This window comes from Pseudobacteroides cellulosolvens ATCC 35603 = DSM 2933 (assembly GCF_001262605.1).
GTDB lineage: Bacteria > Bacillota > Clostridia > Acetivibrionales > DSM-2933 > Pseudobacteroides > Pseudobacteroides cellulosolvens.
On sequence record NZ_LGTC01000001.1, the window covers coordinates 3,712,272 to 3,734,538 of the forward strand.

The following is a 22,267-nucleotide window of genomic DNA, read 5'->3' on the forward strand; positions in this document are numbered from 1 at the left end:
ACTATTCCTTTTCTACAGTTATTTCTCCAGTGGTTCCGTTTATCGTTATTGTACTTCCGTCTTTTATAAGCTTTGTTGCATCATTGGTACATACCACGCAGGGAATTCCATATTCTCTCGAAACAATGGCCGCATGGCACAATATTCCGCCATATTCGGTAACAATTCCTTTTAGAATGGCAAATTTGCTTGTCCAACCAGTGTCGGTAAACCTTGTCACAAGGATATCTCCTACTTGAAGGCGATCTATTTCTGCAAGACTATTAATTACTCTTGCAGGCCCTGTCACCGTCCCATTATTGCAGCCGATTCCCTTTATCCCACCGGACATCTTTTTGCCTTTTATAGAAGCTATATTAAATGCAGCTCCAATTTCATTTTCACTTAAGAAGTTCTGGAAGGACTGATAATACTTTCTATTCCTTGCTATGATATTCCGTAAATCCTCTTGGGTAATTTTCCTGTCAATAAATTCAAAAACGTCTTCTATCTTTGTATACCAAATGTCATCTTCACAGCTTAAGATTCCTGATTTAACATAGGCTTTTGAAAGCTTCATTGTGAAAATACGTATTATATAATAAAATCTTGTGGAAATATCCCTGAATTCCTCTCTCCACCATAACATGCTTCGCATTTTAACTATACTTTTTTCAACCTTCAAATATTTCTTTTTACCAAGCTGTTCTTTTAACTTCTGTTTCTGTTTTTCAAAAACCTCTACCTGATGTTTTCTGTCACTTTCTGGACTTAGACTGTCATCTAATGCAACTGTTTCCTTAAACATTTTAATAACGCTTTCCACATCTTCACAGTAACATGGATACGTTACATCAAGCTCTTTTTCTGAATGATAGCCATACAAATTAATAAACTCAGCAAGCTTTGGTATATAGTTTTCATTGCTGTTTTCATCATATGCCTTTTTAATTACCGATACCTTACTGTCACTCCAAAAGGCATACGCTTTTTTATCTGCAATAATCTTTCTTGATATATCCCACATATAGTAAAAAGGAAGCAAATGAGATATGTTATCAAGCCCTCCAATAAGATTAAAATACTCTCCGCTGCTTACAAACTTAAGCAAATTATCCTTAAATAGTGACTGATTGACTGTATTAATGAAAATCTGCCAGAAATACGTACTTTCACTTAGGAGGTAGTCTTCCTTAACAAGCTTGTACCATATAAATTCCAAATCATCAAGCTTTTCTTCATTCTTAAAACTATTTATATAATTAAAATATTTATCTAAAAGCTCAGTTTTAAGTTTCTGTGCATTTTTACTTCTATCTGCTACTATTTTCTTCTGTGCTATAGCCATTCTGAGTATTCCCAATAAGGTTTTAGGTGTTATCTTTGTAACATTTCCATCACCTTCATAAGTGGGCATAACACCAAGATCATTATCAAATTCTCTTTCCTTATATCCAGGAACCTTTGACATGGCTGTTTTTACAACACTCAAATTCCAGTAAGGACGTCCAAAAAACATATCCCCAGCCTTACGCCATTCACTCTTGTTGAGGATTTTTGAATCAAACACAAACTTCTTAAGGGTATATTCCCAAATGAATTCATAAAGGCTCCACATATAGGGAGTGCAGACATTGGCTGATACTCCGCCATCCTTAAAATCAGCAGTTGTCCACTGATCCTTTATGCCTGAATACATTATTTTTGTTATGGCACGGGCTTGGACAAAATATATTTCATTATCCTTAACAGCAAACTCTATATCACATGGAAATCCGTATAGCATCTGAATATCCAAGGCCTTTTTTGCAAGCTTCAAAAACTTTTCTCTTGTCAAAAGCTTATTGGTCTTTTCATAAACTTCCTTATCATCAAACCAGTTATATAAATAGCATTCCGGATTTACCTTGCCGCTTACAATCTCTTCGCCAAGCCCTTCTGCTACTTCCACTACAATTTCTTTATCATTGCCGCTTAAAGGATTTACCGTAAATGCTATGCCGCTTATATCTGCTTCAACCATTTCCTGAACGACAACTGCCATTTTCATGTCGCTGACACCCAGCCCATTATCAATTAGATAAGATAATACTCCCTCTGTATACATAGACTTGTAGCATCCTATAATTGACTTGCAGATGTCATCGATTCCTTCAACATTTAAAAAAGTACGGTATTGTCCTGCAAAAGCAAAGCCTGCAAGGTCTTCCTTCAGGCCGCTGCTACGCACCGCATATTTTTTAATTTGAAGAAGCTTGGATATTTCAGATATAACATCATGGGTAAGATCTATTTTATCAAACAGTTTTATAATTTCACTACTTATTGTCCTTATATTATCCTTATTAATTTTAGACGATAATTCATTTATTTTTCCGGCTAATCCACTTTCTCTTATTACTTCATCATAGGTATCGCTATCAAGCACAAAGCCATCAGGCACACAGAATCCATTATTCCTTAGCTTCATAAGCGACTGTGCTTTATTTCCTACCTTGTCCGCCTTAGCATAACTGCTTAAACTAACAAGCATCCTTTATCCCCCTAAAACATGTTTTTCCTTAGTTTAACTAAATACAGCAACATGTTTAAAATAATGTGTGTTAATGCACCAACCAATACATAGGCAAAGTAGAATTGTATTGACATTGAATAAACAATACAAACTACTAACACACACCCAAATATTGAATCGGCCTGATCCATAAAAATAAACAGTACTTTTTTAAAACCCCCAGTTGTCTTACCGGGTTTAATATCCATTCTTCTTTTTATAAAACTGTTCGGGAGTTCAAAAATAGCATATGCAATGCCAAACAATACACCCATAACAGCATTATAAAGGATAGTGTTTTCTCTTGTTATATATATGTAATTATGTACGGTAAGAAATGTACTAGTTTCACAAATCAATCCCCAGAGAATTGTAAGAACAGCTCCTCCAAGAATCATTCCAATAAATCCCTTCCAGGTTTTATTATCACCAAACAATCTTCTTTTGTCCCATACAAGAACTCCGCCATCGATGGGCTTTTTCATAAAATTGCACACAGGCAATTTGCACCAAATCATATTAAATATACCTGCAAGTATTACAGGAAATAGAGTTATGTACATTTCTGCCAATTTAATAAACAGTTTTTTCCCTTCTCTCCTATTATTCCATTTATCGAATTTTCTGCGGCTTAGGGATTATTTTCGCGATTATATTATACCAAATTATTTCCCCCTGTACCACCTAAAAAGCTCACAAGGCAGTTTTTCCCCTTTTACTCGACTAAATATTGCAAAAGATATAACTATCTGGCTCCTGCCTTCCAGAATTCTCCGCCCTTTTCATAAGCTCCGATATCAGGCCCTTCACCTAAATAGTTGTCATTAATACCCCGTATAACTTCCCCCGAGTCAATCGCTTGTGTTACATTATCAGTTAATTGGAAATCATAATTTTCAATGTCGCATAGCGGCATAATATCTGCCTTCAGGTTATTTTTCTTCTCAAGTGCAGGAAAATCACCAATATTAAAACCAACTAGATTATTATACATCCTGTTGCCAGAACTGGTATCTTCAGTCCCTGCAGGAATATAACTGTAAGAAATATCTCCAGAATTAAAAGCTGTATTGTTATAGAAGTAAATATTATTGCTTGGCCTTGAATAGTTAAAAGCATTATAGCTGCAATTCCATATAACGTTATGATGGATGTAAAAATCCTTGCAGTAATTATCCATATAAACTCCATTACCAATCTTATAAACCCCATCTGAATAAATATCATGTATCCAGTTGTAGGCAATTTCTGTTCCTTCTCCTTCAGCTCCCCAAGCATAAATTCCACCAATATCCCAGTTCATCAGGCCCGCATTGTAGCAGTGATTATATGTTACTAATACCTTCTTTGCAGCATTTAAAGATACGAGGCCTCTACCCCCGTTATATATAGTGTTTTTTGTAATAACATGTCCCTTGCCATGAACGGTAATAGGATTACAGTCTGTACCACTGTAATTACAATTGCTTACAGTGCAATTCTCCACCCTATTATCTGATCCGTATAAAGTTATACCATCACCTGCACTCCAATTAATTTTACAATTGCTTACAGTATTGTAAGAACCGAATATTCCAACCCCAACTCCATCATAGTTTATATTTGTCCAATCATGTCTGAGCCAGCTTGAGCCGCTTGCAATGTAAGTAAAATGGGATAAGTACTCCATTGAAAGATTGTCCAGCATGCAGTGATTTGATTGATTTAGATTGGCAGCCCCGCCAAAAGTATTTAAATCCTTAATATTGATATACTCTTTTGAAGATAGGTCAATTGTCCACTTTCTTGTTTTTACTTCTATCTTATGATTACTAGGATGATCGGAATTTTGTAATTGCAGATATATTTTTCCATTATCATAGTACCATTCACCTTCTTTATCAAGAGCAGCTTTTACTCCGGTAATAAATCCAACGCCTTTACCAACATTATCCACCCAAGTGTTTCCCTCAATTAAAAGCTTACCTTCCTCAGATGAAGCAATCTTTCCAACTTGAGAAATCCATCTATCTCCTACCATAGCCCAAATAGTTCCACCATTAAAGGTATCTTTGGGCTGGCTCAATTCATCTGACAATACTTCTTTTTCATTCATGCTGGTTATTTCAAATGTTTCGGGAGAAAAAAGGTCATTTCCGCTATTGGGAAAACGTGCCTCATTTGTATTTACACCGTCTATAAATACTTGAGTTACCGGCTGGTCTACATTTGCAACAAATACATTTTCTGAATATAATGACCAGTCTGAAACAATATCACATGAATTCAAAACCACATTCTCACCTTGAACTGCTTTAAAAGTAACAGGCAATTTTTCAGTTCCAGACTTAATAGGCTTCAATACCTCATGATATACTCCTTCCCTTATATAACAAGTATCACCGGCATTTAGAACTGATGCTGCTTTTTGAAGAGTTTTAAAAGGTGAATTAATACTTCCGTTATTACTGTCGCTTCCTTTCGGTGATACAAAATAAAATTTCTTATAATCTGGGTAATCTTCTGATGTCATATTGAAACTTTTAGCTAAAACGATGACATCTGCAATATTAACAGCATTATCCTTATTAAAATCAACAATGGCTAGAAATCCTGAATCGGAAGAAGTTTTATTAAAAAACTTTGCAATCTCGACAACATCTATCATGTTTATAGAATTATCCTGAATGCCTTTAACAGGAACATCACCTGCCCACATATCTAACGGAGAAGATTGTTGAAACATCTCAATATTTTCCGTTGCAGTAACATTTGAAATTTTTCTTTCCAGATACCCCGACTTACTAATCCTATATACAAATGTCTCATTACTTGGTACCCTTTTAATTTCAAAATAACCCTTTTCATTTGTTATGGAGCTTAAACCTGTACCTTCTAATTCAACCCTGAAGCCTGACAAGACAGCAGCAGCCTGAGTATCACTAAAATTGAAGGCCGGCCTTATATATCCTGACACTGTATGACCATAAGAATTATCTGCTGCACCGGAAACCGGATTTGTAGAAGCTAATACTGATTTTGAGAATATTTGTATACAATTTAACGTTAATGATGAAAAGATTGTTATCAATAAAAAAGATAAAACAATAGCCTTCTTCATTTGCTTATCCCCCTAAACAAAACAAATGCAAACACTTGTTTCCCTACCGTTAAGTTAATAATATCATAATTTGGTAATGAAATAAAGTATTCTGCAAGGCAGTTTTTACTTTTTCTCAAAGCCTAGTTTCTTTTCTAAAAAAAGTTTATACCAGGTAATAACTGGATAGGCACCACAATAAAACAAAAGAGAAAAGGGAAATATCTTCCATCCTGTATAAATCATAATACCAAATGGATATGCAATTATTGACTCAAATAAAAAGGAAAAGATTATCCAAAACAAGTTATATTTAATCAATTTACTTATAGCAACACCCCTAGGAAACAATTTACAAAACATTACCGCTATAGTAGGATAAACCGTAATATCATAGAAAAATGCATAAAAGTACGTAATTTTACCTAATTCAACATAATGGAAAAACCCCAAAGCCAGTCCTAGCATATGGTCTATAATCTTTGCGAATGCAACCATAGAGATAAACATTATATAGTCGAATATTTTAAACCTTTTTGTTATTATTAATGATAATAAACTTATAAAAAAAATGACATATACTATCCAATAAGCAATATGGCCTATATAAATACATCCTCTCCAATAACCTTTTTAGTAGTATGCCCCACAAATAGAACAATTAAAATTAACTTTATAATTTCCTAGTGTATGGAGATAATACTTTTATAGCAACGACAATTAGGTGGTGCGGCAATGAGTTTAAAGAATTATTCGACTGCAAGGCGTTATATAGCCTATGTAAGTTCGTTCGGAACTACACAACTTCATTTGAGAAGTCCAGTTGTAATGGCTTTTTGGTCCGCTATGTTCCCTGGTTTCGGACATTTGTTGCTTTCAAAATATATACGTGGCTTTCTTTTATTTACATGGGAAGTATACGTCAACATTCAGGGACATATTAATCTAGGAATTTTGTACTCTTTTACCGGCAAGTTTGACAAGGCAAAAGAGGTTCTTGATACAAAATGGATGCTGCTTTATGTACCAACATTCCTTTTTGCTATTTGGGACAGCTACCGTACAACCGTAGACTTAAATAACCAATATATACTAGCTGCAAGGGAAGATTCAGATGTTAAGCCCTTTAAAATGGACACAATAGAGATAAATTATCTTGATAAAAAAGCACCCTGGTCATCTGTCATATGGTCATTTATAATGCCAGGAGTAGGCCAGTTATCGATTCATCGAATAGTTACTGCATTTTTCATTCTTATATGGTGGATAGCAATAATCTATTATTCAAACTTTCTTCCAGCAATACATCATATATTTATGGGTAATTTTGAGGTGGCCAAGGCTGTTTTAGATCCTCAGTGGACACTAAATATACCTTCAATTTATTTTTTCACCATATATGATGCCTATATAAATACCGTAGAAAGTAATAAGTTATTTGATTGGGAGCAAGCAAAGTTTTTAAAAAGAAACTATCAAGACAGCTCCTTTAAAATGCCTTTAATAAAAAACACCGGGAGTAAACATATGTATATTATCTCAACATTTGAGCACTCAATCCATTTGGAAAAAGCAATTACCTTAATTCAAATGAAAGGAATTGAAAAGGAAAATATTCTTGCAATTCCCATGGATATAAGAAGGCAGGAAAGTAAACTCATAGATACTTTCCATCATTCTGATGGACTAAGCTTCCTTGATTTGCCGTTTATATTGGGTTCATTCCTTACACTCTTTGGGGGAATTTACGGCTTCATCCTTACATGGGGGCCTATAATATGGGGATTAATAGGTTTGGTGGTTGGCTTTGGTATAGGCTTGGCTATTAAAATAGTTGCTGCCAAAAAGTATTCAAGTTGGCGGACAAACAAGAGGGTATCCGAGGTTGTGCTAATCATTGAATGCAAAGAACAACAAATTGATACAATAAAAGGTATCCTCTTGTCTCATAATGCTTTCGGTGTCCGTATACTGGATTTAAACAAAAAATAAAGAAGTTAAAAATTTTCCTTCAAATATAATATCATAAACCATCTCTCCAGTAATAAATTAATTCTCTATGAATCAATTTATTTGTCTTGAAGTTATCACACATGAAGATATAATAGATGATATAGGATTTATTATCTTGCAATTGATTTATAAATAATAGCTATTGGAGCGTGATAATATGAAATACCGTGTTGACCCCAAATCCGGAAATGAGCTATCTGTACTTGGTTTTGGATGTATGAGGTTTCCCAGAGCCAGGGGTTCCATTGATATACAAAAAACTGAAAGTATTATTCTCCAAGCTATTGATCAGGGAGTAAATTATTTTGATACAGCATATATATATGGTGCAAGCGAAGAAACACTAGGAAACATTCTTAAAAAAAATTCACTGCGTGAAGAAATCTATTTAGCAACAAAGCTTCCTTTAGTTTATATACGCAACTCACAAGATTTTGATCAGATTTTCAACAAGCAGCTTGAAAGGCTGCAAACCAACACTATAGACTACTATCTGATGCATAACATAACAAGTTTATCACAATGGGAAAAACTATGCAATTTGGGTGTCGAAGATTGGATTAAGGCCAAAAAAGCTGAAGGATCGATAAAACAGATTGGTTTTTCATTTCATGGAATTAGAGATGAATTTTTAAAAACAATCGACGCTTATGATTGGGATTTTTGCCAAATCCAATATAATTATGCAAACGAGAATTTTCAGGCTGGTGTAACCGGTCTTAAGAGAGCTCATGAAAAAGGTATGGCCGTTATAATTATGGAACCGCTGTTAGGTGGGAAACTTGCAAACGGGCTGCCAAAGGAAGCAGTTGACATGTTAAGAAAAGCCAATCCCGATCTATCCCCTGCAGCATGGGCTCTTAAATGGCTGTGGAATCAGCCGGAGGTCACTGTCGTACTATCCGGAATGAATGGAAGCGATCAAGTAAAAGAGAATTTGTTTATCGCAGATACATCATATCCATTCATGCTTTCAAACGAAGAAAACAAAACCTTGAAAAAGGCAAATGATATTTTTGAAAAATACAACAAAATAGCATGTACTGGCTGCAACTACTGTATGCCTTGTCCTAAAAATGTTAATATACCAAGCTGCTTTGCTGCATACAATGCTTCTTATTCTTTAGGAAGAATCACCGGAATGACCATGTACATTACAAGCTCCGGTGCAATGTCTGAGGATGGCCAAAGCGGTGCGAGTCTTTGCAGTAAATGCGGCAAATGCGAGGCACATTGCCCTCAAAACATAAAAATAAGAGATGCCCTGGTCGATGTGCGAAAAAGGATGGAACCATTTTGGTATCGGTTTGGAACATCAATCGCACGAAGGGTTTTGAATAGAAAAAGATAGAAAATCCAGTACGTATTTATTAAATTCCTGAGGTTTTTCTACAAATGGCAAGTGTCCACAATCAGACATAACAAATTTTTTTGAGTTTTTTATATTTTTACAAACATATTGTGCAATATTTATATTAAATGCTTTGTCCTTATCTGAAATTACAATCAAAGTAGGAACATGTATTACTTTTAATCGCTTTCTGGCAAGAGGTTTATGAGGCATAGCCAGTTTAAAGTTCCAACTGTAAAAATTCTTTTGTGTTCTAACAGTCTCAAAGACCTTTTCCCTGGCTTCCTGCCTATGTTCAGGCGGAAAAAAGTATTCCCAGAACCCAATTGGTCAAATAATGCTTTTAAATCCTCATAATGAGAAAAAACAGATGTAGGAGTATCAGATTTGCCATATCCTCTTTGGTCATACCATATTACTTTGTAATAATCTGAAAAATAATCCACTTGGTAATCCCATATCCTCGAATCATTAAAATTACCGTGAATCAGGATTAATGGTTCTCCTTCTCCCTTCACAGAATAGGATAATCTGCCGTTGTTGATATTCAAATAATCACTTTTAATGTTGTTCAAAATATTTTCCTCCCTTCTAGGATCTATTAATTTTAATTGGAACCCATAGTCCTCCCCTGGATTATGCCCTGGTGCATAATAACACTCAATACACGGCAAATCCTCCAACTCATAGCCAGATGTAGGTAACCACTCTATGTATAACCGTTTCCAAGCTTCCACTACATTAGGAAACACTGCCCATGTAGTACTCTTAGGTATTATCATTTTTTCCATTCCAGCTAAATCCATTCTCACTGGCTTTCCTCCACAATTCCGGTATAATTTTAAATGCATCCTCTGTTACTACAGGCTCTTTTATTCCAACAACCAAAAACTCAAAATCTAATTCTTCAATCCTGTACTCCATTTCAGTCTCTCCCTTTATTGTAATTTGAAAGGACATTTTGGGATAAGCTTTTAATTGTATTCCTCTTAAACGAGCCGCTGTCGGCTTAACTCCATGAAGATTATAAAAAGCACGTGCAAATGAATCGGGAGAATCATAGCCATATTTTAAAGCAACATCTATCACTCGGACATTGGTGCTTTGAAGTTCAAATGCCGCAAGAGATAATCGTCTTCGTCTTATGTATTCTGACAAAGATATTCCCGCTATTGAAGAAAACATTCTTGGAAAATGATACGATGAACAACACGCCAGTTTTGCCACTTCTTTCAAGTCAATTTTATTGGATAAGTTTTCCTCTATGTAACTCATCGCTTTATTCATACGTTCAAGCCAGCCCAATATATCAACCCTTTCAATACAATAATAAATAAAACGGAATAATTTTCTCCGACTTTCAAGGCACAAATATGTCGGCTGCTAATGCGGAAGTAGTTTTTTATTCATGCCTAATATACATAATTTTATCAAATTGCATCCATTATCGTCCATTATTTGTATTGATCTTATTAACTTCCATTATTATTTAAGATAATTTTTAATATCCTGCAGAAAATATATTGGGTTAAAAAATATAATCTGTTGGGAGGTATAGTAATGGGTATATTGGATTTTTTAGGACGAAAAAGCAGTGCACCTGTAGTTAATACTGATTGCAAATCATCCGGATGTAATGAATGCGGATGTGAAAGTTTTAATGTAGAGCTTGCAGATGAAATAGTATACGATGAATATGCAAAAGGTGTTTCGTTTTCAACTGTAGGAGATGAGATAAAACTCACTTATGATGGACTGCTTGCAAAAAGTGGTTCAAAAGAAGTATTTGCAGTAGTTGGCTTTGGTGATAACAAGAGCTGGGACAATGTCTCAACTTACCCTATGAGCACTACCAACCAACATGTATATGAATTATCTATCCCTGTAAAAGAAAACGGGCAATTAAACGTTGCTTTTAAGGATAGTGCAAACAACTGGGATAACAATTCAGGAAAAAACTATACTTTTTATATCCAATAAAGAAAGGGTAGCCGTAATGGCTACCTTTTCTACCTATTTTGAGGTTAATATATCCAACCCCTGCCAATAAATTCGTGCTCTATATAAAAACACACATTTCAATTTCCCAATATTAATTGAAACCTGGAATCAAATAAGTTAGAATTATATTGTTTCAAATATTTAGTAATTATTAATTATTTATCTGCCTAGTCCTATTTGATAATTATAAGGGAGAAAGATTATGCCTAAGAAGAATATAGACACTATAAACAAATTGAAAATGACTTACTTAAGTCCATTACAATATGAGCCGCTTGGTTGGAGAGTATATGATGAAGACTCTCGTGACCGTACTGATGGAGATTTTCAAAGGGACTATACAAGAATCATGTATTCATCTTCATTTAGAAGATTACAGGGAAAAATGCAGCTTCTAGGCATAAAAAATGACCAATTTTTCCGCAACCGTTTAACCCACAGCCTTGAGGTGGCACAAATCGCCCGCTCCATAGCTGCAAGGATAGGATACTCAGCAATCGACACCTATGTAGTTGAAGCTGGAGCATTGTCCCATGATTTAGGGAATCCTCCCTTCGGCCATTACGGTGAAAGGGTACTTAATGAAGCCTGCTGTAAAATAGGCGGTTTTGAAGGAAATGCCCAGACTCTTAGAATACTTACAACCATAGAGAAAAAACGTCCTGACTTCAGAGGTTTAAATTTGACATTCAGAACATTGCTAAGCGTTACCAAATACTTTAACCGTTTCGACAACAGTATCTCTGTAGATGATAATAGGTTTAACAAACAGAAATTCATATATGATTCTGATTATCAATTTTTAAAGGATTTTATAGATGAATATCAGGTAAAAGTGAGAACCCTTGATGTTCAAATTGTTGATATTGCTGATGAAATAGCATATGCAGCCCACGATTTGGAGGATGGTTTAAGGCAAAAATTATTTAACATAGATGAAATATTGCATGATTACGAAGTTGTATACGGTGACACCGAATCCTTTAATATGTTTAAGGATATTGTTAACAGCTGCCGAGACAATGCTTCTAAAGGGTTAAAAAAGGTTGAATCTTCCGAGTACTCAAAGCTGTTCCGTAAGGAACTTGTTTCTTCTATAATATATAATTTGATACATGACATTGATTTGGTTAAGCCTTGTGAAAACAAGAAATCAGTTACAAACACTACCTGGGACAAAGAAATAGGGTTTTCAACATATGCCGAACTCTCAAGCGGTTTAAAAAGGCTGACATTCCAATGCATTAATCATAATGATGAAGTATATTTTTATGAGCAGATGGGTGGAAGAATAATAAAGGATTTATTCAAATTGTATTTGGAACATCCAATGTATTTACCTCCTGAATATAGGGCTAAGGATATAATGTATCGGTACGATATAGATGAAGACGAAAGTGCCCTTCAGACTAGATTAATTGCTGACTATATTGCAGGTATGATGGATTCATATGCCATATCAACTTACAAAAAATTCTATGGCAATAATTCACTAGGTAGTCTCTTTTAGTACATCAACAAAGGTTAACTATCCATTACATATTACTCTGACGTTTTTATGTAATTAAGTTTACCAGTAGTATTCGGTATCTAAAGCCACCTATGATAATATTATATAAATTTTCATATTTTTATACTGACTTTCAGCTAAAGTTATTGAAATCTTATTATTTGTCTAGTAGAATGACATAGAAATAAATTTTTTAAATGCAAAGGAGTATTTTAAATTTATGATTCGAATTGGTATTGTTGGATATGGAAACCTCGGCAAAGGTGTCGAGCTTGCAATTAAGCAAAATTCTGATATGAAGCTTACTTATGTATTTACAAGAAGAGCACCCGAGGACATAAAATTAAAGGATTCATCTGTTAAAGTAATGCATGTTTCAGATGCAGAAAAGTTAAAAAATGAAATTGATGTCATGATACTTTGCGGTGGCTCAGCAACAGATTTGCCAGAGCAAGGCCCTGTTTTTGCACGTATGTTTAATACAGTTGATAGTTTTGACACTCATGCTAAAATTCCTCAATACTTTGAGGCTGTTGACCAGGCTTCAAAGGCTGCAGGTAAGGTCGGAATCATTTCAGTTGGCTGGGACCCCGGACTATTTTCCATGAATAGAATGCTTGCTGAAGCTGTATTACCTCAGGGAACTGAATACACATTTTGGGGCAGAGGCGTTAGCCAGGGACACTCAGATGCTATTAGACGAGTAAAAGGTGTAAAGGGTGGCGTTCAATATACTATTCCTAAAGATGAAGCCATTCAAAGAGTAAGAAATGGTGAAAACCCAAATCTTACTACGAAAGAAAAGCATCTAAGGGATTGCTATGTAGTAGTGGAAGAAGGAGCAGACAAGGCTGCCATTGAAAAAGAAATTAAAAATATGCCAAACTATTTTGCAGATTATGAAACAAAGGTAACATTCATATCTGAAGAAGAATTAAAAAAGAACCATTCTGCAATGCCTCATGGAGGATTTGTCATTCGCAGCGGCAATACAGGAGAAAATACCAAGCACATTATTGAATTTTCACTTAAACTCGACAGCAATCCAGAATTCACAGCTAGTGTACTTGTGGCTGCTGCCAGAGCTGCATACCGTTTAAGCAGCGAAGGACAAAGCGGAGCAAAAACAATGTTTGATATACCTCTTGGTTACTTGTCAATAAAATCAGCAGCTCAACTTAGAAAAGAACTGCTTTAATTAAAATATGCATATTATACGCACATTTAAAGCCTGCTATTATAAACTTACAATGGCAGGCTTTAGTGTTTATAAATAAAGAAAGTAAATTTATAATTTTACTACATAAAAATCAATATTAATTTATTTTTATATAAAGTGGTTGATGATGGAGTATAAACAGAATGAAGCGAATTGTATTAACCGGCGGCGGAACTGCTGGTCATGTTATGCCAAATCTTGCTATAATAGACGATCTTTCAAAGCTTGACTGGGAAATCCATTATATAGGATCATACAATGGTATTGAACGCAGCCTTATTAATAAAGCAAACATAAAATACCATCCTATCAGAACTGGCAAGTTGAGGCGTTATTTTGATATTAAAAATTTCTTGGACCCTTTTAACGTCTTAATAGGAATATTTCAATCCATATATCTGATGATTAAAATAAAGCCCTCAATTGTATTTTCAAAGGGAGGGTTTGTAGCTGTACCAGTAATTATTGCTGCATGGTTAAATAGAGTTCCTTCCATAACACATGAAGGCGATATAACTGTAGGACTTGCCAATAAACTTTGCGTTCCCTTTGTCAAAAAAATATGTACTGCATTTGTCAATACAGCAAAATACTTACCTCAAAATAAAGCCGTCTATACAGGGTTACCTATACGCAGAGAAGTGTTTTCTGGAAATAAGGCTTTGGGTTATGAATTATGTGGTTTTACAAATTCAACCCCGGTAATCCTTGTCATGGGTGGAAGCCTTGGCTCTCTTAATGTAAACAAAAGCCTTAGAAATATTTTGCCGGAGCTTTTGAAAGATTATCAGGTTGTACATATCTGCGGAAAAGGTAATGTAGATAATTCACTACAGGAACTTAAAGGATATAAGCAGTTTGAATTTGTAACTGAGGAACTGCCCCATATTTTTTCCATATCCGATATAGTAATTTCCAGGGCTGGTACAAACTCTGTATTTGAACTACTCACACTAAGAAAGGTATGTCTTTTTATACCCCTTTCAACCGCAGCAAGCAGAGGCGAACAGATATTAAATGCAGAATTTGCTGTAAATAATGGCCTTAGCCAAATGATCACTGAAAACAACTTAAGTAACCAAGTATTTCTCGATAAAATCAAGGATTTGTTTAAAAATAAAGATACATACATCAATAACATAAGCAAGTATAAATTTCCAGATGGAACAGCGGAAATTATTAATCTTATAAGCACCTACTATAAAGGAAAGTAACAAAATCACGAAGTGATTTTGTTACCATAATTGTTGTCGTGAGAAATTGTGGTGTTGTATACGCTATAATTTGCTGGTCATAAATAAAAGGACTCCATAGGTAAATTATGGATACATTACTTCCTGAAAGCTGTCCTCCTTATTGATACTATTATAATAATCATATGTAATAGCAAGGCCTTTATCCAGCGTAGTTGAATCAGCGTATCCCAAATACTTTCTAGCCTTTTCAATAGAGGGTATTCTATAGAGTATTTCACATTCTTTAATCCTGTCTAAATCCTCATAAGAAACATACTCTATCCTTCCTGAATTAGTAAATTCCAAAATTTTATTAGCAAGCTCCTTAATCTGTATATTGCTGGATGATCCTATGTTAAACACCTCAAACCCAGTCTGGTCTCTAAAAAGTGCCTTTATGGTTCCTTCAACAGCATCATCCACATAAGTGAAACTCCTTAGCTGATCACCTGTTCCACAGATTTTAACAGGCCTGCCCTTTAATATGCTATCAATAAATATTGATACGACGAACTCTTTTCTCTGTCCAATACCATATATATTACAATACCTTAAGACTGTGACCTTTACATCAGATTCCTCTGAGAACTCCTTCATAAGCCACTCGGAATACATTTTGGATTTACCGTAATGGGTGATAGGCTTTAACTCCATAGTTTCATCCAGTATCTTAACAGGGCTTCCCTCTCCATATACCTCAGAAGAGGAAGTGAAAAGCAGATTCTTAACTCCAGCTTCTCTGCACGCCCTTATTACATTTTTTGTCCCTTCAAGGTTTATCCTATAGACTTGATTTTCATCCATAAGGCATGCTGTAACTCCTACCATTGCAGCTAAATGGCATACGGTTTTATGCCCTTCCATAGCACATTTCAGCCTGTCATAATCCATAATATCGCCAAAAACATAATTTACATTTTTATTTCTATTGGGTTTTATATCATAAACCGTAACCTTATAATCTTTACTTATCAGCTGTTCTGCAAGGTGGCTTCCAATAAAGCCGGCTCCACCGGTTATCAAAATTTTATCCATAAAAGTCTCCATATCATTAATTGAACCCTAATTCTACTATATTCTATTTGGTGCCATTTGGATTATATCATTTAAAATATTAATAAAGGTTATCAATTGTTTACAGGAGTATTATTATATTATTACAATCATATATTATCTTTATTAAGTTTTTCTTTTTTATAATAGCAAAAAAGCTAAATAATATCCAATAATTTTATCATCAGTTCTATAGATTTCTTATGAATATCAATTCAATTCTTCATTATTTTAAATTGATATCAAAAAATATTAGTAAATGACGATATTAAATGTATATATTCAGGCTCACTAGGGAGATATGCTATGGTAAACAAGACATCAAGTAGTATTATTATTTTACATAAAAAGAATAACCTGTATTTATGTATCGTTTTATTAACCGTATTTATTTTTGGTCTTGCACTATTGCCGTTTTCAAAAAACATAAATAATTCATACAAAGTCTATATGGCATTACTTTTAATTTTTGATATAGTAAGCATATTGTTTATATTCTTATCTAAATATATCAAATACAATATAAAGAAGTATTTATACATAATCGTAGGTTATGCATCAGTACCTTTTTCTGTATATTTACAGAGTGGTACGATCGATAATACATATTTAGGCTTTTTAGCTTTAGTAACAGCAAGTTTATATGCAGACTATGCATATTTGTTATTTGTAACAGCAATTTCACTATTTGTTAATGAAGCCATGTATATAATATCTTCAAGCGAATTTTTTCCGGTGTTTAATCAAGAGCAATTCTATTCCTATATGTTTTGTTTATTTATTGCTGGATTAATTTTGTCTTTTGGTGTAAAAGCAATTGTAACTTATATTGGCCATAATGAGGAATTAAAACTTTTGAACAAAAAAGTTGAAAAAGCTCTATCCGATCTGAAAAAAGCTCAAGAAAAACTAATTCATAAGGATAGGCTATCGGGACTTGGACAAATGATCGGTGGTATTGCTCATAATTTAAAGACTCCAATTATGTCAATATCAGGTCCACTTGTAGCACTTAATGATTTAATAGATGAATACAATGTATCAATTAATGATCCTAATGTCGAAAAATCTGACCACTTTGCCATTGCAGCTGATATGAAAGAATGGTTGAGAAAGATTTATCCACACCTTGAATACATGACCGATATTATCGATACAGTAAAAGAACAGGCTACTCAACTTAATACAAACGAATTAATTTCCGATAGTGCATTTTCGATTGAAGATCTAATAAATAGGATTAATTTACTTATGAGTCATAGTATAAAAGCCAGTAAATGCAAATTAAATATAAAAAATGAAATTCATGAAGATATAAAAGTTAAAGGTGAAATAGTCACACTTCTGCAGGTTATCAATAATTTAATTCAAAACTCAATACATGCTTATAATGATCAAACTGGTGAAATAGACTTAATTATAAACCAGGAAGAAAAATTCATAGAACTCTGTGTTAAAGACTATGGAAGCGGAATACCCGATTTTGTAAAATACAAAATTTTTAATCAAATGATAACTTCTAAAGGAAAAAACGGTACCGGAATGGGTTTATATATGTCTTATTCAGCTATTAAAGGAAAATTTGGTGGAGATATGAGGTTTGAATCATCGGATCAAGGAACATCATTCTATGTTATTCTTCCTACGGCTTCTATGTAATTAACTATGATTTCTTTAGTAACTTCAGTTAAAGTCTCGCTTGCAGCTTGATATACACAAAAAATGGTGCATTGATGATTTTTGGCGTGATCATGCGGCTCCATTGACGGAATAAATGTTGTGCCGAGCTACTAAAAAACATGGATTTGAAGTAATTGCTTTTGACAGGCATGAGCAAGGAAAACCTGCCATATATTAGGGCATTACCTTACTTGCCATATACATAAACAAATAAATAAGGGATACTATGATAAGTAGCTTATTAGTATAAAAGCATTATCGCAAGTATCCTTTATTCTATTACAATTTATTTAATTGTAATTTGTTTAATTGTATTTTATTTATTGTAATTTATTACTGTAATTCATATTGCCATCGCCCTTTAACTGATTGCTGCTATCCATCAAATGATTCATGCCTCTTACTAACGAATCATCCTCAAGTACACTATAGAGATGGTATCCCAAATCTTCACGATCCTTTAATACTTCTTCCAAGGTTTCCACAGTACCAAAATCCTCAAGATCATGAGCACGTTTTATAGTCTGCCTTAACATTTGCTGGATTTTCAATTCATGCTCCAAATCATTTCTAAGAAAATCCCTTATACTATATCTGCCTTCCACTTCATGCTTTATATAGGAAAGTTCATGCTGCGTAACCGGATGTGCGGTCGGTACTCCTCCTAGCCTTGTAACACGCTCTCCTACTTCATCAATATGCTTTGTTGTTTTTTCAATATGTTCTTCAAGTAATTCATGAAGACTTATAAACCCTTCAGCACCTTCCGACATCCAATGGTGTTTGTTATACTGGTGTAGTGAAACACTTAATGCACATTGATGATCATCCAACATTAATGCCATTTCCTTACGTACTTCATAAGGAAGGTTGATACCTGATCCTTCCTGTTTAACAGTCCTTGGCTGCTGCCTAAGAATCATATCATGGCTTGTCTTATGCCCAGGCATGTTTTCATTGAATCCTGATTTCTCCAAGTTAAATCTTCCTTGGAAGTTGCCGACATTCTTCATTGTGGCTTTAATATCATTGGGTACTTGTGATGTAGTTTGTACTGGTTCCATTACTTACAACTCCTTTAAATTATATTCCATGGTTATTTTGTCCTAATATAAAATAAATATTAATGCCCCTAAAGCCCGCAAAAATTGATCTCATTGGTACTCATACCCTTCTTATTAGCAATTGCTGATGTTGGCGGTTACCTATTCAATGACGCTTCATTAAAAGTGAGTATATAAACCAACGGTTTCCAAAATTGAAAATGCGTGATAGTATATATGAAGGGTCTCTTTATAGAAATGTTGGAATTATGCCAGTTGGTATAGAACTGACCCAAATCAAAAAGAGCTTGTTGTAAAGCTATATTACTATGTGTATGTAAAAAAGATAACTGAATAATTTCTTTGTCAATTTGGAGGCATTATGTATTTAAAAGAATTTTTTTCAAAAAACAATAAAGAGCTGACTCTTTGGCTGGAAGACATAAATAATAAAAGCGAAAATACAGACAATGATCAAAACTTACCCAAAGATATCCTTCTGGAAGAACATAAAGAAAACATAGCAAAGTACTTGAGTTTGTCCGAATTAAACCATAAATACCTTATATTGGTTTATTGCGAAATTGTTTTATACATGAATAGAAAAGGTGATTATGAAAAATCACGCCAGTGTTATTCAAGGCTACTTGAGCTCCATAGAATTATAGGATACAGGAACGATGATGATGATACAGATATATTTCGTAATGGGTTGTATTTGTGTGATAAGAAGGATATAGATTCGCTAATAAGTATCCTATCAAATTCTCTTGAAACAAAAAGGAATAATGACGGATTAGATCTGCTAGGTTATTTGCATTCATTGGGATCTATACATTCTGATGCAGGGTTGCCTGACGAATCAATAAAATATCATTGTGAAGCACTTGAAATTGTTAGGAAGTCAGAATGTAAGAACCTGGAAGCAAAGCATCTGAGTAGAATAGGACTTGCATTTTTGTCTAAGGAAGATATGGAGCAATCTCTAAAGTATCATTTAGATTCAGCTTCCATATTAAATGATATTCAACATAACTCGTTGCTGATATCGGAATTAATGAATGCTGCTTTGATCTATAGAGCAAAGGGAGAATTGAAAAATGCTGCAAAATACTTTGAGGATGGGCTTCGAACATGCAAAAATTTCGGCAATCACCAGCTTTTAACCAACATTCTCGGAAACTTGGGCTTAACATATTATGATATGGGTGAACTTGATATGTCCTATAATTGTTTTTGGGAAGCACTTCAAGAACACAGAAGAATTGGCTATAAAACAGGTGAAGCTGTTGATCTTGCAAACCTTGGCATGATTTTTAAAGCTAAAGGTCTGGACGAGCTTTACAATATGTATCAAAAGCAATCTTATGAAATATATTGCAGTACACGTTATAAGGATAATGGAATAGCTTTAAGTTATAATTATTCCAAGATTTTTATCTATGACAAAAAAGGTGAATTTGAACATTCAATTAGATTATACCAGCAGTTTCTTGCTTTTTACCGGGATATAGGATGTAAACAACTGGAAGCCAACACTCTTACTGAATTGGGATTGAGTGATGACTATATAAATGATATAGATAAATCAATTGATTATGCCATGCAAGGGCAAAAAATATTCAATGAACTGGGATATTTGGATGATGAATCACACTGTCTTTGGAGAATTGGTTATCTTTATTATTGTAAAGGGAATTTTGATAACGCATTAGAATACTTGTCAAGTTCTGTTGAAATAGATAAGAAAACCCAAGAATATTTTTGTCTGGAAAACAAATTGATTCGTATTGGTGAACTATATTATCAAAAAGGAGACCTGCAGCAATTTGTTAATTACTACATACAAGCGGCGGATATTTATAAAAATGCCGACAAGAGGCATGAAGAAGCTCAACAATATGAGGAGATTTTCGCACTATTAAGAAAAAAGGAGGAATTTTTTGAAGCAATAAAGTTTTATAGGAAAGCGGTAGAAGTATACGAGGAAATCGGAGATATGGAAAAAGCAATTGAAGGATTGCTTAATATCGGAGATGAGTATTATAATCTCAAGGATTATGACCAGATGCTGTTAAATTACAAGGTAGCCATAGACTTTTATAATGATATTGGAGATAAATCGAAGGAAGCGGATTTGTTAATAGAGGTTTCAGCTCGTTTACTTGACAAGAACTACTTTGAACAGGCTATTTTTTTTGCCCAAAAGGCTGCCGACATATCACGGGATACTAATGATAAACTAAATGAAGCATGTGCCTTGAGTGCTATAGCGGCCGCATATTGTCTTAATGATAATTCTGTTGAAGGCATAAATCTATACAAGCATATTATTGACATTTTTGTTGAAGAAGGAAGTAAGAATGATGAAGCAAACGTAAATGAATGCATGGGCAATTTTTACAATAGCAAAGAAGATTTTGATAATGCAGTATTCAGATATTTAAGAGCGGCAGTTTTACATATGGAAGCCGATAAAGGAGAAAAAGCTGCTGAAAATTATAGAAAAGTAGGATCCATTTATGTAAATACGGGTGATCTGGATTCTGCAATCATATATTATAAAAAAGCAGTTGAAATCAGCAAAAATATTGGAGATACTGAAAGAGAGATGGATTATCTTGATTATTTAGGTGCGTGTCATGAAAGGAAGAATGATTTTTCTTCCGCTAGAAATGCCTATTTTACAGCTGTAAGTATAAGCAAAGAAACAGGAAAACCTGATAAAGAGATTAGATATTTAAAGTTTGTTGGAAAAACACATTTCAAGGAAAATGATTATGTGAGTGCTGCAAGATTTTATTTAAAAGCATTTAGAGCCAGTCAAAAATCAGGCTTAGTTGTGGATGAGGCGATATGTTTGAAGAATCTGGGTATTATTTACTCTGAATTAAAAAATTATATGATTGCAGAAAAGTATTATATGGAAGCCTTATCTAAAATCAGAGAAACATCTAGTAAAAATGTAGAGGCAAATATTTTATATCAAATTGGCAGTTTCTTTTTATCCCGGAGCAATACCTTTCTTGGGCTGGAGTATATGAACCAGGCGGCAGGGATATATAGAAGCACGGGTAACAAAAAACTTGAAGCAGAAGTGGTTAATTGTACAGGGAGGACATATTTTTATCTTAGGATATTCGACAAAGCTCTTGAATCTTACCTTAGAGTACTGGAATTGAATGGAGGTACAGGTGATATAAATGAAGAAGTCAGAATTTTAAATATGATTGGAAAATGTTATTATATAAATGGAAATCTTGACAATGCACAGAAGTATTGCTCCGAAGCACTTAAAAAAAGTGTTGATATAGAAAATGAATCAGAAAGGGTCATTGCACTTAGAAGTTTAGAAGATATATTTATAAAAAAGAGACGAAAATGAAGAACTGTGATATAGACCCATTTCATCACCTAAATTGTATTGTTCTCTACTTCTATATCACAACTCATTTAACATCTGTCTTTGTTCCATTTAAACATTTAACAGACTTGTCAATATGGGTTTCAATATCTTTAATGGGCCAGTACACATGAATACCCCTACTAA

15 protein-coding genes and 1 pseudogene are annotated in these 22,267 nt (G+C 34.1%); 8 read left to right on the top strand and 8 right to left on the bottom strand.

Going from position 1 to position 22,267, the window contains the following annotated elements; translation table 11 throughout:
• Position 1 precedes the first annotated feature (1 nt).
• The 3 genes from Bccel_RS32120 to Bccel_RS15160 form a co-directional block, all read right to left on the bottom strand.
• A complete protein-coding gene (locus Bccel_RS32120) occupies positions 2-2,512 on the bottom strand; it encodes a PEP/pyruvate-binding domain-containing protein (RefSeq protein ID WP_036942058.1) in 2,511 nt (836 codons plus the stop codon).
• 11 nt (positions 2,513-2,523) lie between these two features.
• Positions 2,524-3,051 carry a CDP-archaeol synthase gene (locus Bccel_RS15155; RefSeq protein WP_242857019.1) on the bottom strand — a complete coding sequence of 176 codons (528 nt, stop codon included), beginning with the start codon at positions 3,049-3,051 and terminating at the stop codon, positions 2,524-2,526.
• A 227-nt stretch (positions 3,052-3,278) separates the two neighbouring features.
• On the bottom strand, positions 3,279-5,633 hold the full coding sequence (locus tag Bccel_RS15160; protein WP_036942062.1) for a right-handed parallel beta-helix repeat-containing protein: 2,355 nt from the start codon (positions 5,631-5,633) through the stop codon (positions 3,279-3,281).
• Between the two features lie 714 nt (positions 5,634-6,347).
• Here Bccel_RS15160 and Bccel_RS15170 point away from each other — a divergent pair.
• Both Bccel_RS15170 and Bccel_RS15175 read left to right on the top strand, forming a co-directional pair.
• Positions 6,348-7,604: a hypothetical protein gene (locus Bccel_RS15170; RefSeq protein ID WP_036942069.1), complete on the top strand. Its 1,257-nt coding sequence runs from the start codon at positions 6,348-6,350 to the stop codon at positions 7,602-7,604.
• 178 nt (positions 7,605-7,782) lie between these two features.
• The gene (locus tag Bccel_RS15175; RefSeq protein WP_036942071.1) at positions 7,783-8,976 is read left to right on the top strand and encodes an aldo/keto reductase; all 1,194 of its coding nucleotides are present in this window, start codon (positions 7,783-7,785) and stop codon (positions 8,974-8,976) included.
• Here Bccel_RS15175 and Bccel_RS31580 read toward each other — a convergent pair.
• The 3 genes and pseudogenes from Bccel_RS31580 to Bccel_RS15180 all read right to left on the bottom strand — a co-directional run bounded on the left by Bccel_RS31580 (position 8,941) and on the right by Bccel_RS15180 (position 10,281).
• The gene (locus Bccel_RS31580) at positions 8,941-9,189 is read right to left on the bottom strand and encodes an alpha/beta fold hydrolase (RefSeq protein ID WP_242853125.1); all 249 of its coding nucleotides are present in this window, start codon (positions 9,187-9,189) and stop codon (positions 8,941-8,943) included. The genes Bccel_RS15175 and Bccel_RS31580 overlap by 36 nt on opposite strands.
• Complete coding sequence (locus Bccel_RS31585) at positions 9,156-9,494, bottom strand: alpha/beta fold hydrolase (RefSeq protein WP_242853127.1); 339 nt, start codon at positions 9,492-9,494, stop codon at positions 9,156-9,158. The genes Bccel_RS31580 and Bccel_RS31585 overlap by 34 nt, the downstream gene beginning before the upstream one ends.
• Positions 9,495-9,567: 73 nt before the next feature.
• Positions 9,568-10,281: pseudogene (locus Bccel_RS15180) on the bottom strand (AraC family transcriptional regulator).
• 255 nt (positions 10,282-10,536) lie between these two features.
• On the opposite strand from Bccel_RS15180, the gene Bccel_RS15185 reads away from it, so the two are divergent.
• From Bccel_RS15185 to Bccel_RS15200, 4 genes are all read left to right on the top strand, one after another.
• Positions 10,537-10,956 (top strand): carbohydrate-binding protein, encoded by a 420-nt coding sequence (locus Bccel_RS15185; protein WP_081926930.1) that lies wholly within the window; start codon positions 10,537-10,539, stop codon positions 10,954-10,956.
• A gap of 223 nt (positions 10,957-11,179) precedes the next feature.
• Positions 11,180-12,487 (top strand): deoxyguanosinetriphosphate triphosphohydrolase family protein, encoded by a 1,308-nt coding sequence (locus Bccel_RS15190; protein ID WP_036942074.1) that lies wholly within the window; start codon positions 11,180-11,182, stop codon positions 12,485-12,487.
• Between the two features lie 220 nt (positions 12,488-12,707).
• Positions 12,708-13,685, top strand: a complete 978-nt coding sequence (locus Bccel_RS15195) for a diaminopimelate dehydrogenase (RefSeq protein ID WP_036942077.1) — start codon at positions 12,708-12,710, stop codon at positions 13,683-13,685.
• Between the two features lie 164 nt (positions 13,686-13,849).
• Positions 13,850-14,920, top strand: coding sequence for an undecaprenyldiphospho-muramoylpentapeptide beta-N-acetylglucosaminyltransferase (locus Bccel_RS15200; RefSeq protein ID WP_152966026.1), 1,071 nt, complete (start codon positions 13,850-13,852; stop codon positions 14,918-14,920).
• A 105-nt stretch (positions 14,921-15,025) separates the two neighbouring features.
• Here the strand turns inward: Bccel_RS15200 and Bccel_RS15205 are convergent, their stop codons facing one another.
• Complete coding sequence (locus tag Bccel_RS15205) at positions 15,026-15,976, bottom strand: NAD-dependent epimerase/dehydratase family protein (protein WP_050753504.1); 951 nt, start codon at positions 15,974-15,976, stop codon at positions 15,026-15,028.
• 324 nt (positions 15,977-16,300) lie between these two features.
• Here Bccel_RS15205 and Bccel_RS15210 point away from each other — a divergent pair, with 324 nt between their 5' ends.
• Positions 16,301-17,653 carry a sensor histidine kinase gene (locus Bccel_RS15210; RefSeq protein WP_050753505.1) on the top strand — a complete coding sequence of 451 codons (1,353 nt, stop codon included), beginning with the start codon at positions 16,301-16,303 and terminating at the stop codon, positions 17,651-17,653.
• 341 nt (positions 17,654-17,994) lie between these two features.
• Here Bccel_RS15210 and Bccel_RS15215 read toward each other — a convergent pair whose 3' ends face one another.
• Positions 17,995-18,738, bottom strand: coding sequence for a Dps family protein (locus Bccel_RS15215; protein ID WP_050753506.1), 744 nt, complete (start codon positions 18,736-18,738; stop codon positions 17,995-17,997).
• A gap of 361 nt (positions 18,739-19,099) precedes the next feature.
• On the opposite strand from Bccel_RS15215, the gene Bccel_RS15220 reads away from it, so the two are divergent.
• Positions 19,100-22,102, top strand: coding sequence for a tetratricopeptide repeat protein (locus Bccel_RS15220; RefSeq protein ID WP_036942083.1), 3,003 nt, complete (start codon positions 19,100-19,102; stop codon positions 22,100-22,102).
• Positions 22,103-22,267: the final 165 nt, after the last annotated feature.